At 39.7% G+C, this 17140-nt stretch carries 9 protein-coding genes and 1 pseudogene; all 10 read right to left on the bottom strand.

Translation table 11 applies throughout. The annotated features are described in order from the left end of the window. Positions 1-103: 103 nt before the first annotated feature. Positions 104-3181: a SusC/RagA family TonB-linked outer membrane protein gene (locus tag WKU26_RS06555; protein ID WP_340321349.1), complete on the bottom strand. Its 3078-nt coding sequence runs from the start codon at positions 3179-3181 to the stop codon at positions 104-106. Between the two features lie 363 nt (positions 3182-3544). Then, positions 3545-4066, bottom strand: a complete 522-nt coding sequence (locus tag WKU26_RS06560; protein WP_340321350.1) for an RNA polymerase sigma-70 factor — start codon at positions 4064-4066, stop codon at positions 3545-3547. Positions 4067-4128: 62 nt separating this feature from the next. Continuing rightward, entirely contained in the window at positions 4129-6510 is a 2382-nt protein-coding gene (locus tag WKU26_RS06565; RefSeq protein WP_340321351.1) for a GH92 family glycosyl hydrolase, read from the bottom strand. Continuing rightward, positions 6507-9191: a glycoside hydrolase family 38 N-terminal domain-containing protein gene (locus WKU26_RS06570; RefSeq protein WP_340321352.1), complete on the bottom strand. Its 2685-nt coding sequence runs from the start codon at positions 9189-9191 to the stop codon at positions 6507-6509. Before WKU26_RS06570 ends, WKU26_RS06565 begins: the two co-directional genes overlap by 4 nt. A gap of 239 nt (positions 9192-9430) precedes the next feature. Continuing rightward, complete coding sequence (locus WKU26_RS06575; protein WP_340321353.1) at positions 9431-12277, bottom strand: glycoside hydrolase family 38 N-terminal domain-containing protein; 2847 nt, start codon at positions 12275-12277, stop codon at positions 9431-9433. A gap of 60 nt (positions 12278-12337) precedes the next feature. After that, a complete protein-coding gene (locus WKU26_RS06580) occupies positions 12338-12757 on the bottom strand; it encodes a hypothetical protein (protein WP_340321354.1) in 420 nt (139 codons plus the stop codon). A 21-nt stretch (positions 12758-12778) separates the two neighbouring features. Then, positions 12779-14356 carry a GTP-binding protein gene (locus WKU26_RS06585; RefSeq protein ID WP_340321355.1) on the bottom strand — a complete coding sequence of 526 codons (1578 nt, stop codon included), beginning with the start codon at positions 14354-14356 and terminating at the stop codon, positions 12779-12781. A gap of 42 nt (positions 14357-14398) precedes the next feature. Beyond that, entirely contained in the window at positions 14399-15403 is a 1005-nt protein-coding gene (locus tag WKU26_RS06590) for a uroporphyrinogen decarboxylase family protein (protein ID WP_340321356.1), read from the bottom strand. A gap of 13 nt (positions 15404-15416) precedes the next feature. After that, a pseudogene (locus tag WKU26_RS06595) lies at positions 15417-16037 on the bottom strand (corrinoid protein); the annotation flags it as partial. Between the two features lie 34 nt (positions 16038-16071). Then, positions 16072-17139, bottom strand: coding sequence for a uroporphyrinogen decarboxylase family protein (locus WKU26_RS06600; protein ID WP_340321357.1), 1068 nt, complete (start codon positions 17137-17139; stop codon positions 16072-16074). Position 17140 lies beyond the last annotated feature (1 nt).

Below are 17140 nucleotides of genomic sequence, written 5' to 3' on the forward strand. Positions count from 1 at the left end.
AATCCTTAAAATTGTCTGTACATGAATATATACAAGGAACAAATAATAAAGGAAGCAGATATTTACATTTTAGACTATATTTCATAATAATTGTCTTTAAACATTAATATTGGAATTTAAAGCTAAATCCGAAAGTACGAAGACTTGGCTGCATAAAGTAATCAAACCCCTGATAATATGTAGAGGTTGAAGCTGTAATTTCAGGATCAAACGGAGCTTTATGATAAAGCATTAGCAAATTTTTACCAATCAAAGAAATGGTTAAGTTCTCTATCTTATTATTGAACCATTTTTTTGGTAATGTATATCCTAATGTCATCTCCTGAAGACGTACATTAGTCATACTATATACATACTGTGATAAAACTCCTGTATGTCCACTTCCAACAACTTCATAATAAGTCTGAGCCGGATAAAGTTCCCCATTGACATAAGCTCCTCCTCGATCGCGAGCTTCAGCACTAGCTTGAGAAACGCCATATCTATCCATAAGAGCTTGAGTTGCCGATACTCCAACTCCACCGATACGGGCTGTTATCAAAAAGCTAAGATTTACCCCCTTGTAAGAGAAATTATTATTCCATCCCCAATTAAAACGAGGAGTAGCAGATCCTGCTTTAATCCACTTCGTATCATCTCTAGAGATTTTTCCAGTTCCAGCATTCACCAATATATGCCCTTGTTCATCCTGAACCAATCCTGTCACATAGATATCTCCCATTGTACCTCCTTTTTTCAGAAGCATTTTATACGACCCCTGCGGTCCAAATGGTTCCATCTCAGTTACATTCATGAGTTCACCCGTTATAGGGTTCTTTGTATTTTCCGGAAGCAGTTCTTTAATTTCATTCCTATTCATTGTAAAGGTTACATTAGAACTGAACTGAAAATCTTTATATTGTTTTTTTAGTCCAAGAGAAGCTTCAATACCCCAGTTGTTAACCTTACCTCCGTTGATATAGAACTGTTTGTATCCTGAGCTTGGAGGCATCACAAAAGTATAGAACTGATTGAATGTATTAGAATTATAATAAGTAATATCTAAATTGATAAGATCTTTAAACAAACGAATGTTTGTTCCAACTTCAATAGCCTTAGTACGTTCCGGTTTGAGGAATGTAGCAGGAATATTGGGGAGAGTTTCAATCACACCACCAGAAATAGGATAACTTAATGAAGTGATACCACGCTGTGGAGCATTACCCACTTCACTGTACGAAGCACGAATTTTCATGAAAGAAAGCGGAGTCTGAGACAAATCAAACATCTCAGTAAGCACAGAAGACAAACCAGTAGAATAATAGAAAAATCCTTTCTTCTCAGAGTCTGTATTTGCCAGTGATGAATACCAGTCATTACGTCCTGTCAAATCTAAAAAGGCCCAGCTTTTATATCCTAATTGTAATGTCATAAATACGCCTTGGTTTTCATCTGTATAACCTTTCTGGGTTGCAAACGTCTGAGCACCGTTACGGTCAATATTACTATATGTAAATAAGTTAGGTACAGTAAGAAGGTTTCCTTCATACCCGCTGAGATCCATACGCTGATGCGTAAAACTGGCTCCAATATTACTATCAATACGAAAATCACCAAAAGTTTTTTCTATTCTCGCAATAAAATCACCATAAGTATTTTTATATTCAGTACGCTGATCCATATAGTTACCATTTTCAGAAGAAAAAAGTAAGCTAGAAGAAGCAGATATCATACGCTGATAACGATCAATAGAATTATCAATTCTCAAACGAGCAGACAAACTTAACCAATCGGTAGGTTTATAATTCGCTGCCACAGTATACATATAGCGATGTTTCTTATTCATGAATTTCTCGCGATTAACAATCCAATAAGGATTCTGCATGGAAAGATCTTGTTCTCCATACGGCCAGAACTGAGTCAAGAAATTCCGCTCTGCATTATATCGCTCGTAAGCCTTATATTTATCAAAGTCATCACCACGGGGAAAAAGATATAAAGGAATCAAAGGATTATGATATTGCCCCTGTCCCAACATATTTTTAGAATCTGTTAAAATATAAGAAGCTCCCAAGTCAAGAGTCAGTTTATCTTCCAATAAATCGGTAGTATTTCGAATTGTGAGATTGTACCTATTGTATGTATTATTAGGAATAATTCCTCTGGAGTTATTGCTAGAAACAGAAGCATAAGTCTGATTATAGCTGTTACCTACAGATAAAGACAATGAATTTGATTCTACATACCCTGTTTGGAAAAAATCTTTGGGTTCAAATGAGGTTGGAGTATCAAGTTTATCTCCCCAACTTGAATAAGAACCTTTCACAGAGCCATAAGTGTTTTGAAACTTCGGCATGATAAAAGGATTCATAAACTGAGTATCGTTTGCATAATTCACACGAAGTTTCCCTTCTTGACCTTTCTTTGTTGTAATAAGAATAACTCCATTAGCTCCTTGAGTTCCGTATAGGGCAGCAGAAGCAGCGCCAGTTAAAACAGACACAGATTCGATATCCTCAGGGTTAAGACTAGAAATTGCATCACTGTCTCCTCCATCAGGATTCTCATAATACTGCTCAGTTTGTTCGGTGCGCATCGACATCATTGGTATACCATCTATTACATACAAAGCATTATTATCACCGAACAAAGACTTGGTACCACGCATAACAACACGTGAAGAGCCACCAATCCCCGAAGCGCTTGGATTAATAGTTACACCAGCTATTTTACCGGTTAAACTATTAACCAAATTAGCGTCTTTCACTTGGGTTAAAGTAGAAGATTTTACTTCCTGTACATTATAAGTAAGAGATTTTGTCTCACGCTTGATACCAAGAGCAGTCACTACAACCTCGTCAAGCATCTCATTATCCGATTTTAGAATAATATGAAAAGTTTTCTTATCCTCCACTTTCACAATTTGAGTCTTATACCCTATATAAGAAACCTTAAGTAAAGATTCAGGAGAAACTTCCAAAACAAACTTACCGTCAATATCGGTTATAGTTCCCGATGTCGTTCCATCGACAATCACATTCACACCAATTAAGGGTATTCCCGCCTCATCAACAACAGTTCCTGAAATCGACGTTACAGTAGATTGAGCAAAGCCTGCAGTCTGAAATACCAGTAAAATATAAAGCAACAAGTATCTAAGCGCAGACCACCTTAAAATTGTTTTTACATAACTTTGTGTCATTTTATTAGAATTTTAATTAACATAAATATAAAGCATTAAATAACAGGTAAAATATACCTAACATCACTATTCAAATAAAAATGATTTCGCATCTACCAGAAAAGGATTTACCGGAATATGCTTTTTTTCATAAATATTATAGTTTAATTTAAGATTAATATCAAAGGTTATTTTTGTTGTAAAAATTCCGTACATTTATCTATATTACAATTAACTTAGAAAAAGTACTTAAACAAAAAGCAAAAAATTTTTAACCGGTTAAATCGACTATGTAAAAAAATAGAGAAAAACTTTTTAATAATTACCAAAAAGAAGAAACTTCGAACCTAACCAACAGACTCTTTCCCATTAAAAAAGAATACACTATGACACGATGGTTTTCAAAAAACTCAAAGTTAAATATATTTGATGCTCAACAGTTCTTACTGAAATATTCAAGGTATCAGCAATTTCTCTATTACTCATCTTGTATTTACGACTTAATAAAAAAATCTGTCGCCTCCTTTCTGGTAATTTCATCAAACTTATATTAATGGTTTCCAACAACTCTTCATAATATAAGTTTGATGAAATTCTTTCACTCAATACAATGTTTTTATTTTTCATCCTCAATAATAATTCCTCAGCATATTCCCTTTCTATAGCTTTATGCTTAAGAAGATTCAAGGATAAATTACGCACTGTAGCATAAGCAAAATTCTTTAATTTACATTTATCTTTTAACCAATCCTGATGCTCCCACACTTTTATAAAAACTTCTTGAGCTATATCATCTGCGACACATTCATTTTTCAATATGATATAAGCATATTTCCTAATTCTATTAAAGTTTTCTTTATAGAATTTATAAAAAGTAGATTCCAAAGAATCAGTAAATTCCGGCATGACAACAAGATTTTATACAAAACATGTTTTTATAAATGTAAATCTTCCTTCATTTCTTCTTTTCAGTCTTGATACTGATCTTTTGGCTCACTACCCATCTCTACTCTTAAAGTGCCTCCTTCGGTTACTTTATGGAAAGGTATGTATAAAGAAGAAAGCGGTTCACCATTCCACATATACTTTTGAGCATATTTGTTAGTCTGGCTGTTATTCACCGTTTCAATGACAAACTCTTTTCCTTTATAATAAGTAGAATCAAGCTGAATAGTAACCTTATCGAACTTCGGGCTACCCAGAGCAAACTGAGGATTGATATTACCCAGACCGGCCACATCAAAGATTCCCAGCGAAGAAATTACATACCAGGCTCCCAACTGTCCTTGGTCTTCATCCTGTCCATATCCATAGCCATGAATACCGTCGGTTCCATAAAATTCATCCAAGATAGCACGTACCCACTTCTGAGTCAAAGACGGACGTCCGGCCTCATTGAACAGCCATGAGATATGCAAACAAGGCTCATTTCCCTGATTGTAATACGTCTGCAAACCAGAGAAAGCATCAACAGTCGTACCTCCACTGAACAGTTTATCCTGAGACCATGTAAAAATACTGTCCAAACGGGCTGTAAACTCCTCTGCACCCATCTTGGCAATCAAACCTTTTGGATTGTGAGGTACATAGAATGTATACTGATATGAATTTCCCTCCTGAAATCCTCTCCAGACCTGCATCGGGTCGAAATCACCGATAAACTCTCCATTTTCCCAGCGTGGACGGATCAGATTCAATTCCGAATCGTATATTTTCTCCCAACCTTTGGACAATTCCATCAAACGTTCATAATCTTCCTGCTTGCCCATATCCTTAGCCATTTGTGCCACAGCATAGGCACCAAACGAATATTCCAATGTATGAGAAGCAGAGAACATCCACGATTCATCGGGCCATGGACCTTTATCCAAATGAGGTACATATCCGTATTTCAAGAATTTATCGGTATCCAGTTTTCCGGCTCCCATCGGACGGTTTGTTCCATCCAGTTCATTCTTCCGCGCTGCCTGATAAGCTGCCTCTACATCAAAATCACGAATACCGCACAAATAAGCAGCCGCAATCACATTACCCAACTGATTGGTTCCCACTCCCGATACATAACGGCTATTGGCAATGCCATCGCCCATCCAGCCTGCATCCTTATACACCTGCACATGCGTACTCACATAATCCGAAAGATAGTCAGGATAAGCCAAAGCCCATACCTGTACCAGTCCCCACTGGCCGCCCCATATACCATCGGTATTGTAGAACGAGAACGCAGGTTTCCCATCTTTCATCGGAAGTTGCCCTATCGTACCGTCATTCTTCGGATAAGCTCCATTTACATCACTGGCCAATCCTCGTCCCAAAATAGCATGATACAAGCCTGTGTAAAATTTCACTTTATCTTCTTTCGAGCTGGTTTCTACACGAATACGTCCTAAATAATCCTCCCAAGTCTGATTAGACATCTCTTTCACTTTATCGAAAGAAAGCTTTCCTTGTTCGGTTTCCACCTCTCTGTTCATTCTTGCATTCTCCACAGAAGTATACGAAAGGCCCACTTTGGCAGTCACCTCTTCTCCCTGTCCGGTTTCATATGTCAGATAAGCCCCGGCTCCCACTCCTTTTATGCTTTTCTGATTTTTAAAAATCTTCTCTTTCAGGAAGGTTCCCGAAGCCACAGGCTTCTTGTCCATTTCAGCAGAGAAATACATTTTGATACTGGCCCCCTTTTGATATTTGTCGCAATATAAGGGCAAAGTCTCTACCCATCCTTCAACCAATCCATTCTCTACGACATTCACTTCGGCATCCAATACCGGTCCGCTTTCTCCCTGACGATTACCTATATCAAACAAAACATTACTTTGCTTTCCTTCCGGGAAAGTAAATCGCATATAAGCCACACGCTGGGTAGCAGTCAGTTCTGTTTTTATATTATAATCCTTCAGCAAGACAGAGTAATAACCCGGACGTGCAATTTCATCAGCATGATCGAAAGAAGACCGATACCCTTCTCCTTTAGAGTTGACAGGACCCGGCACTGTTACCAGATTCCCTGTGGTAGGCATCAGTACGATACCCCCCACCTGAAATTCATGCAAACAGGGAAAACCCTCTATCGAAGTATCTCTGTAATCATAGCCTGTTGCCTCCCAACCTCCTTTATTTCCAACACTTGCATTGGTTGCTGATGCCGGCTTGGCCAAACCAAAAGGCAGTGCACCTGGAGCAAAATGAAACCACCGGCAATGCGCTGTACCAATCAGCGGATCAACATATTGCGTCAACGATTCGGCTGGAGTTTCTGTCAGTTGCTTCTGCCCTTGACACGAAGCCAACAAACAAGCCATCCCCAACAAGGCTAAAACTTTCTTCGGCTGCATTTTCATCTTTTTCATTTTTTTATTTTCAGTTTATAAGTTTCAATCGCATATTTACCCAGTACAATTTCATCTTCCGGCTGGATTTCCTCTTCAATCAGATTAGTCTTAATCAAATCGAAGGTCTGCCCCATGCATTCGAGTTTTACCTTTTGTTCTTCTGCAGAAGTGTTGCACAGACGAACAATAAAAGAATTATCGTCTTCACATTTTTTGAATGCAGTTACCTTTACAAGAGAATTATTCGTAGTCAAGAACGAAGTCTGTTCTGCCAACGCGGCGTTTTTCTGTTGCACAGGCTGATATACAGCCACTAAAGGTTCATTGGCAGATACGCCCTGTTCCTCGCGTGCAATGCTTCCACTCTCATGAGAAGTCAATGAAAAACGGAAAGAATGGTCTCCCGGCTGGAAATAAGAATTACCCTGATAGTGGCAACTCTGGCGGGAAGCCATCAGTATCGGTTGCAAAATGGTATAACCGACCGGATTTTCGGTTGGATCAATATAATCGGCTACTGCCACAGAAGACGACAAGGTGACCGCAACGTTTCCAGAAGAAGCACTAATCCAATTGCCGATGCCTCGTGGGTGCTGTTTACTGTTCTCTACATAATAACGTTCGCCTGCTGCTCCCGGCATTTCATCCTTACCTACTGTAAGTGCACCATAAGGTACTTCGTACGACACTTCAGCCTGGTTCAAGGCCAGTGGCATCATCATACGGAACTCACGGTACATCACTCCTTCCCAGTTCAACAAATCAACATCGAAGTCAATCCGCTTCACATCATGGTATACCCGTATTACCTGTTCTACTACTGCATGACGAATTGGAGTACGCATTTTATAAGAAGTATAAACAGGACCGTTCTCTACCATCTCCCAGTCGGCCGCATGAAGAGTGGTCTTGTCAAAGCCTTCCATATCCGGCTGCTGCACTGCATCAAACTCACCGGCTCCATTGCCAAAAGAGCGCATGGTTATAATCTCCCCTCCCATAAACTTATCGGTTTGAAGCAACGGTTGGTTCAACTCCTTATCCCAAATCTGACGAATACCTCCTTTCACTAATTCAATCTTATAGAAACGGTTTTCCAACTGATTATTTTCTGCATGATGTGACACCTGCACAGCCTCATCCGAAGGATTAACATAATATGTATTCAACCCCATAGAAGGCGTTTCCGCCACAAAATGCAATACAGCCGATTCGATACTGCCATCGGCATAATGCGTAACTTCTGACAATTGAACTGGTATCTTTCCACCATCGGAAGAAGCCAAGACAAGTCCACGGGCATATCCTTCTTCAAAACGTACAGGCACCTCAGCCGGCACATTACGGGCAAACGACAGGGTATTGAACAACACCACCGGACGTCCTTTTTCCTGCTGTGTTTTGACAGATGCAGCAAGGAAACCGGTCTGATCGGAAATCATATCCTTCGCTTCTGCATATGCAAATTCAAACTTACGGCGGAATTCATTGTCGGTCATTACTCCACCATTACCTCCCCAGCCATGGTCGGGGTAAATTTTAGCTTTCCATGCCTCATTGAGCCGCTCTACCGGATAAGCATTAAATGTACCTTCTACCAATGCCCGCGAAGCCGACAAAGCTTCTGCAGCCGGTAACATCCGGTCTGCTTCTCTGCTCTTGGTAATAGCCTGTTCGTGCGAAGGCCCGTGGATATAGATCCATACATTAGGACGCTCACCGTAAATTTCGGGCAGGTTCCGTGTAGACAAGTCCAAAGCATTGAAGAAGTTATCAGCAGTAGCATATTCAAATTTCGGAAGGTTTACTTTCTCCCACTTTTTCTCTCCATACTGGCGGATATATTCTACCTGATTCCACTTATCAATAAATACAGGTGTATTTTTTACAGGCTTCTGGTCCCACTTCAATTCGTAATTCAGCATGGCTGGCATCACGGTATGTGCTTTCTTCACATCATTGTATTTAGTATACCACAGTACAGCCTCTTTTCCAAGTTCTTTTACTGTAGCTGTATCTTCCTTGGCCATTACGTTATAGAAATAAATATAATGACCCGGGGTATAAGTCCGGACTTTCGACCCATCGGGGGCCTTCCAGTAAAACAACCCTCTTTCATGACGACTGATGACGAGATTATCGACTCCTGCTTTTTTCATAATCTGCGGCATTTGCAGCGTGCGCCCCGGCACATCCACATTGAAGTACGACAAAGTCTGATATCCGTCGAAGTTTTTTTTCAACCAACGTGCTCCCAAATAAAATTGTCGTGCCAACGATTCTCCGGCATACATTTCTTCGTAAGGCTGAATAAAAGTACCGCCAATACAGATACGTCCTTCCTTTATATATTTATCGAACAGAGGCTTCGATTCGGGATGCCGGTGCAAATACTCCATCACAATAGAAGTTTGCTCGATATCCATCTTAAAGGTAGGGTCTTCCTGCAGACGTTCCAAGAAAGGAGTCAGCCACAATGTATCACGGTCTGCAATACACGCATCAATATGATCCAACCAGGCCAAATCCTGATGTGTGGTCGTAAACAGATAAATACTCCCCTTGCCAAGTTGTGACTCGGACAGATTTTTCAACAGCGAATACGTTTCCTTATCGCAAGTATACAACTTATTCTCGAACTGTGCATGTGCAGCAGTCAGCGAGCATAGCCCCAATACAGCTAAATACAGTTTTTTCATCGTTCTAAATGTATAATTATATTTTCTATTCTTATGTTTAGTGCTCTATCATTCCATCTTATTTGAACAAGAGTTCAACCGGCGTCGACGATTATGCATCCAACGTCGCTGAATGTCCATTCGACGACGTTGGATATACATTCAGCATCGTCGAACATAACACGCAAAGTTCATCAGCATATAATGATTCTTCTACCGTTTCACTTTAACCCGTCTTCATATAGTCTTAAAAAGCGGTATTATTTCAAGACCAACTTAAACGTTTCGATAGCATGATGTCCTATCTTAAACCGTAAAGTCTTTCCAGACAAGTTCAACCGTTCTTCCTCTTCTTCAATCAAATTGGTACGTACTACTTCTTTTATTTCTTGAGGAAGCGTCACTTCTACTTCTTTGTCTTTGCCTTCCATCTCTACCAGACGAATAATCAGATTGTTTCCATCATCTGTCTTTTTAATCACAGATACCCCTACAAACGGATCGGATACTTGCAGGAAACTTTGGGCAGCAGGCAGGCTGCCGGCACCATTCCCTTTCCGGCAGCTGAACAGAGGATGATTTGCCTCCACCCCAAACTGATACCCCTTCTTCCACCCTTCCTGGTGAGAAGTCAGAGAGAAATGGAAGTGATGCGTTCCTTTCTGGTGATACCAGTTGCCTTCACCATGACAACTCTTATGAGAAGAAAGAAGTACTCCCTGCAATACAGGATACGATGCAATCTCACGAGAAGGATCCACCCAATCGGCTACAGCTACGCAAGATGACATTGTCACTCCCAAGCCACTGCCACTGGCAGAAATAAAATTCTGGATTTCACGCGGATGACTGTCTTTAGGATGATGTACATAAGTTCCCCCCCAGGCCCATCCACCGGGCTGAATGTTCAACTCATCTTTGCCGACTTGCGCCACTCCCATCGGGACCTCATAATGCACATCGGCCCCACTCATGATATTTACAGGGAATGCAATACGGTACTGACGGTTGTGCTCTCCATCAAAATCTTTCAAGGTAACATCAAAATCTATTTTCTTCTCGGTATGGTGGAAAGTAATAGTCTGTACTATTACTGCATGTTTGGTAGGCTGTTCATTCACAAAGCGGGTAAACAGTTCCCCCGAATCGCTTACCTTCCATCGGGCCGGCATCGAACTGAGTGGAGTAATATCTCCAGGAGTCACATCGGTGATACGGGTAAATTCTCCCGCTCCATTTCCTGTATATCCTAACTCAATCACATCACCACAAGCAAATTTCGAAGTATGCATCACTTCTTTTCCCAACTCTTTATCGTATAGAGAAAGAATTCCTCCATTGCCCAAAACGGCCTTGTAATACCGGTTTTCCAATGTGTTCGAATTATAACTTACTCCTTGATTTTCCATTTTGACACTCTTTCCTTCTTTCACGGTGTAAGTACGATACCCCATAGAAGGAACATTTTCTGCCATGAAAATCAGACGATATCCACCCTTTCCGTCCGAAAGAACCTGAGAAGCAACCTTACTTCCCTGCTCGTCTCTAACAAGAGCACGAGCCGAAGAAACAGGCACTTCTACCCACTTGCTCCGGTTCCAGGAAAGGTCATTAAATACCACATAATTCCCTTTACGGGTATTGACTTCCGAAACAATCTGCTCCAAAGCATCATTCAACATAGACTGACCCAAATCGCGTCCCACCTTCAGACTATCCTCAAAAATCGCATCTGTGATTTCTCCATTCTTGCCTCCCAAACCATGATCCGGATAGATAGAAGCCATCCAGGCACGATCGAATATATTACGGGGATATGTATCCAACTTACCTTTCTCCCATAAGCAGAAAGAGGTAAACGCTTCTGCTGCCGGAAGGAGTACCGCTGCCTCCCGCTTATAAGCAGTAGCCTGATAATGGGCAGGTCCATGAATATAAAGCCACAAATCGGGACGCTCGCCTTCTATCTTTCTGAAAGATGTATTTTCTCCCCGGACTGCCTCAAAATACTCTTCAGAGGTAGAGGCTTTAAGACGAGGCAATTCAACGCCGGCGGTTTCTGCAATCCGATTCCATTCATCAATAACAGGCTGGAAATCGACTGGCTTCGTTGCATCACAGCTCATCAGAATAGCATAATGAGGAGGAATGGCATGCTTCTTGAAATAGTCTCCCCACAACTGAGTGCGATGATGAAGCTTATGCAGCGCAGTAGGAGCATCCTGATCGAAGAATTTCCACATCAGAGAGGCCCAACCATAGTTGCCGGGAGTAAAAGTGAGCACCTTAGAACCATCCGGAGCATACCAGTCGTACAAACCTTCTGCCATACGGCTGACAAACAGATTAGGTATTCCACTCTTAGCCAAAATCTGAGGCATCTGCCAGGTACGTCCCGGCACATCGATGTTATTGGCTACCAAGTCATCACATCCGGGGAAATTCTCTTTCACCCATTTTCTTCCATAGTACGCCTGACGAACCAACTGTTCTCCACTAGAGAGTCCTTCGTAAGGTTGGTTGTAAGTAGCTCCCCATGTAAAGCGTCCTTCTTTGTACAATTGGGCAACTTCTTCTTTTCTTTCCGGGTGAGCTTCCAGAAATTCCATCAGATTCAATGTCTGCTCCATTTCAAACTTAAATGAAGGATTTTTCTTCATCATCTCTAAAGCCGGAAGAATAATATTGTCGATACGGTCTTTCCGACAATAATCCGGTGTATCCATCCATGCTATATCCTGATGTGAAGATTGAATAATATGGATAGTACCGTTTTTAAAGTATCCCCAATCCGAGGGAATATAGGGAACAATGGTCTGTTCGAGTATCTTCTGTTTCCCCTCCTTAATACTCAGCACTGCACGGTCTCCAATCATGGGCAGCCACACCAGAAAACTGTCCGGCCGTTCCGTAGAGATCACTTCACACGGCTTCCCGTCTAAAAAACCTTTCAGCTTACCTTCTGCCGGTTTATCTAATTTTACAAAAGAAAGTATCTTATATTCGTTTTCCTGCTTAAACTTCACCGGTGATACCGGATCAATCTGGGCTGCATTACTAAGACTTCCAAGTAAAAAGAACAAACTTATAAAGATTTTTTTTCGCATATACATCTGTGGTTTCATCTAAAATAAGATTCTATTTCTAAAATAATATTTCTTCTCGGATTACACACAGTTACAAACACTGTCAATCAAAGAATTTAAGCGTTGTATCGTTTTTTCTGACAAATAATAATATTCGAAATCCGACAAGTGAGTATTGCTATTTTCAACGATAAAAACCTCTGCATCTGTAGACAAAGCTATATTATGCCATACTCCCTTTGGAATATTGTACACAATCCCTTCTTTCATCTTTATTACTTCAAATTCTACATTTTCATTATCAAGTGTGGCAGAAATCAGTACAGCTACACCTTTTTTTAATATAAAGGCTTCGTCTGTAAACAGATGCTTGTCTATTTTTTTCAAATCGTGAAAACCCTGTCCCTCCTCAAAATTCAATTGGGCTATTTGCCAGTCTTTATCAATCAGGAAAGGATTATATCCTTTACCTGTATATGTATAAGTATCGATCTGTTTCATTTTACTTATCTGATATTAATCTTATAATTTACGTTTATAACAATTCTTATTCTTACAAATAGCACATCCATATGCTTTCTTCTGGATTTTCATTCCTGCTCCTATCAATGAACTAACCGATTTTATCGGAAGCATCAAACAAGAGTCAGTCAACTGAATATCACAAAATGCAGATGGTAACAATGAAAAAAACATTTTTTGCTCTGAAACATTCCAATCACAATACCCGGGACTATATGCATTACTTGCATTCAAGCCCCATTGTTGCAACAATTTTTCGATTTTCTTTTGCCCATAAGCAACAATTTCTTCAGCTAATGCCGATCCTATACCATCTGCAATAAAAGCTTCTACTACATCACCCGATTCTTTTTTGGCTTCTATCCAAGAATCCAGTTCTTTGCCTACCGTTGAAACCATTAAGATATAAAAATCTGCATTCTGTAATGTCTTGGTTATAATATAAGAAGGTTGAAAAGATATTCCTCCGACCTTAAGATGAGATTTATCTATCTTATTTCCAGTTACAAACCGAACTCCCAATCTTGGATTACATACAGCTAAAGCTTCTCTTTTCAAACGATATAGAATATCAGTCAAATCCGGAGTCAGCATTGATAAATCAAAATTTAAGAATTCACATAAACTTTCATTCTTCAATTCCAACTCTGTAACACTACAAGACAACTCCTGTGCATTAAGAAAAAAACTCAACCAACTATCAGGGCTATGTTTTACACTCGAATTCCACCAAATAGACAGAAAATTTTTTCCATCTGTATGAACATTTGGAAACTCCTTACTTTCCATACATCCATCTGCAAAATCATATTTCCTACTTACTCCTTGAGAGTCGGTCAAAATTCCTTTAGCTCGTATAATATCTCCTCCAAACAAGTTATTCAAACGAACAAAGTCATTCTCCCAAAAATCCCAATCTACTGGAGTTTTCAAATAAAAAGTATGAGTTTCAAACTGAGGTATACGTTGATTCCTAATAGCTGGTAAAAACAACATCTGCTGTTCCTTCCAGATTTTTTCAAAAGTTTGCCAATCTATATGCCGTAACTCTTCATAATCTCGTACAATATACAACGACGGCTGAAAAGACCATAAATCTTTAACGATATCTTCTACAAGTTCTACATCTATATTATCTGTTTTGGTAAGAAAAACGATGGAGGAAAAATAAAACTGCCGTCTGTAAAATACAGGATTCAATTTCATCAGGAACCGATACTGCATAACATCAAGTACAGAAATAACCCCATCCAAAGCCAAACCGGGTATACTTTTCAGGTCTTCCAATGAAGCAAGTCCTGAAGCCTCCATCCACACCATATCGGGATGATATTCTTGCTCTATCTTCTGTAACGTTTCAACAAGTGTCAAACGTAAAGTGCAACATACACAGCCTCCTTTTATATCTACCACCGTATACTGATAGGATTGCAGCATTGTACCATCTACAGATTCACTTCCAGATTCATTTTCCAATATAACTACTTTCTTCTGTTGGAAAAAACCGGTCGATAACAGATAATTAATCAGTGTAGTTTTTCCAGCTCCCAAGAATCCCCAGACTAAATATACCTTCATGACTCTATCTTATTTAAACAGAATACATCATTTTTATTTATCTCATTTTGTATTATAATCCTGCAAAGCCTTATAAAACATATCTATATTTTCAAAAGGTACTCTCGGAGGAGTATCGCACCCTGAAGATAATATAAAGTTACGGTATCCTGCAGTAGCTTGCAATAAGTCTGCAACCTTATTATACAAATCTTCTGAAGTATCCATTTTAAAGACTCCTACCGGATCAATATTTCCCATTACCAGTACATCAGACGGGCAACGTTGCAATGTTTCCACCATATCAATCGTATTACCAAAATGCAAACCTGCTGCTCCTGTTTCAAGCATAGCTCCAGTACACTGTCCCATATTTCCGCAATTATGTAAAATTACAAAGAACGATTCGTCTTGTACTTTCTCCACAATCCGTCGAACATATGCAGAAGAGAACTCACTGCAAGCCTCATCTGATAATAAACCTGCTGCAGGTTCAGCAATAAGTACACCATTTACTCCAGTTTCTTTCAATGCCAAACAATACTCCTCAATAAACTGAGTACATTTATCCAACAGTTTCTTTATATTTTCCGGTTCAATATAAATAGCCATCATGATTTCCGACATATCAAAAAGTCTTCCCGCCAGCGAATATGGCCCAATGCAACCAGAGAAAACAGGTCTATCTGAATGTGCAGCTACCAGTTTGTTTGCTTTCAAGTACTCAGGAATTCTTCCAGACAATAAAGAAGGGACCTTGAGTGCCTCAATTTCCTCCGCGTTAGAAACCAGTCTGCCCACTACAGTAGGAACCTCATGATCAGTAAAAACGATATCTGCTCCAAATGCTTCAGCTTCTACCGTCAAATCCATAATTACAGATGAAGCAGAAGAAGGATATTTCTCTGCCAAAGCCATAATAGCCTGATAATGTATTTCCCCATCTGTAACAGCTTCTTTTACTGTATGTCCTATCAATTCAATACCTGAATGTGTCATGATAGGAATTGCTATTCTCTTTTCTGAAGAAAGAACAGTATCTTTCCATTCATTCATATTGATCTTCATAACAGTTTCCTATTTAAGCAACCGACAACAATTCTTTAGCTTTCAAAACAGCAGCATTTGCGTTACTTGTATAAGCATCAGCACCTATCTGGTCAGCAAACATTTGATTGACTGGAGCACCTCCTACCATCACCTTTACTTGATCCCTTAAACCAGCTTGTTCCAATGCAACAATTACATCTTTCATATTATTCATTGTTGTAGTCAATAAAGCAGATAAACAAAGAATATCAGGTTTTTCTGTCTTCACAACCTCTACAAATTTAGAAGGCGGTACATTCACTCCTAAATTCACCACTTCAAATCCACACCCTTCAAACATTGAAGCAACCAAATTTTTTCCTATATCATGTAAATCTCCAAATACTGTTCCTATCACAATCTTCCCCACCGTAACCGTATTATTTCCTTTCATACAAGGCTTCAACAGTTCCAACGAACCTTTCATTGCTCTTGCAGCCATCAACAATTCAGGAACAAATGCCTTTTGATGCTGAAACCGATCTCCAATTTCTTCCATAGCCTTTATCATATATCCATTGATAATCTCTTGGATATTCAATTTTTCATCTATAATCTGATGAGTAACTTCTACAGCCGGTTCTAATTTTCCATTCAATATTGACTCATATAATCTATCCAAATCTGCCATAATTCACCTATTTATCTTATTTGTTTTGTAAACGAACAATCTCATCATGCGCTCCATATTTACGGGCCGCCTTTATAAATGCTTTAAAGTTTTCTGGAGGAGTATTTCTACCCATGGCACATCCTGAACTTATAATATGACGATATCCATTGGTAGCCTCTATCAGATTTTTAACAGCTTCATCTATCTGTTCCGGAGTACCTAAAACTAAAGGGAAGCTCGGGTCTATATTTCCCATTAATACCGTGTCTTTTGGAACTACATTACGAGCTTCCCTCATATCCAACATCCAATCAACTTCTAAAATTTTAGCACCTGTCGTACCCATATCACGGATAATACCATTGGTATTTCCACAAATGTGAATAGAGAAAGGGATTCCATACTCCTGCACTTCTTCTGCCATCAACTTCTCCGGCTCCCATGCAAACTCACGATACATATCTGGTGAAATTAAATTAGGACCGGCAAACGCATCCCCAATTGAAGTTGCATGAGCACCTGCATCTTTCTGCGCTTTTGCAAAAATGACACTTGCGCGTCTGCAATAATCTAACACATCTCGAATCAGGGCCGGATCTTCTGTCATTAAATCCATCATAAACTGTGTGGTTCCTCTCAATAAGCATGCAATACTAAAGGGACCTTGATCTGCACGCCCCATGATAAACACACGGTCGCCTATTTTTTCACGTAACCGGCTCGTTGCCTCTAACCATTCACAGATACGTCCCGATTTCATCGGATCAGGTAAAGGCAAGTCATACACATCTCTTAAATCTTTCAGCACAGGCTGTTCTTCATCCACTGTTGCCGGTTCATCTTCACGGAAAATTACTTTAGCTCCTACGGCTTCGGCAATTGTTGCATCATCAAAATCTACAACACAGCCATCATAACCATACTTTTCCTGCGATACAAGGTGAGCTTCCGCCATCTTCCTTCCACACTTATTCACATCACTGATTTTCATTCCAGCAGTTTCTACTGCAAACATAAAACTTTGAGGCACGACTGGAAGAAAATCAGGAATTTCTCCATTCAATACAGCCATGCATCGTTCCAAAGAAGTCATTGTTTTCATT

It is taken from the genome of Phocaeicola sp. HCN-40430 (assembly GCF_037890285.1).
Classification (GTDB): Bacteria; Bacteroidota; Bacteroidia; order Bacteroidales; family Bacteroidaceae; genus Phocaeicola; species Phocaeicola acetigenes.

Excerpts from the sequence above, each read along its gene's own strand:
- WKU26_RS06565 (WP_340321351.1), bottom strand. The coding sequence starts at position 6,510 with ATGAAAAAGATGAAAATGCAGCCGAAGAAAGTTTTAGCCTTGTTGGGG.
- WKU26_RS06590 (WP_340321356.1), bottom strand. The coding sequence starts at position 15,403 with ATGAAGATCAATATGAATGAATGGAAAGATACTGTTCTTTCTTCAGAA.
- WKU26_RS06600 (WP_340321357.1), bottom strand. The coding sequence starts at position 17,139 with ATGAAAACAATGACTTCTTTGGAACGATGCATGGCTGTATTGAATGGA.
- WKU26_RS06580 (WP_340321354.1), bottom strand. The coding sequence starts at position 12,757 with ATGAAACAGATCGATACTTATACATATACAGGTAAAGGATATAATCCT.
- WKU26_RS06575 (WP_340321353.1), bottom strand. The coding sequence starts at position 12,277 with ATGCGAAAAAAAATCTTTATAAGTTTGTTCTTTTTACTTGGAAGTCTT.
- WKU26_RS06570 (WP_340321352.1), bottom strand. The coding sequence starts at position 9,191 with ATGAAAAAACTGTATTTAGCTGTATTGGGGCTATGCTCGCTGACTGCT.
- WKU26_RS06585 (WP_340321355.1), bottom strand. The coding sequence starts at position 14,356 with ATGAAGGTATATTTAGTCTGGGGATTCTTGGGAGCTGGAAAAACTACA.
- WKU26_RS06560 (WP_340321350.1), bottom strand. The coding sequence starts at position 4,066 with ATGCCGGAATTTACTGATTCTTTGGAATCTACTTTTTATAAATTCTAT.
- WKU26_RS06555 (WP_340321349.1), bottom strand. The coding sequence starts at position 3,181 with ATGACACAAAGTTATGTAAAAACAATTTTAAGGTGGTCTGCGCTTAGA.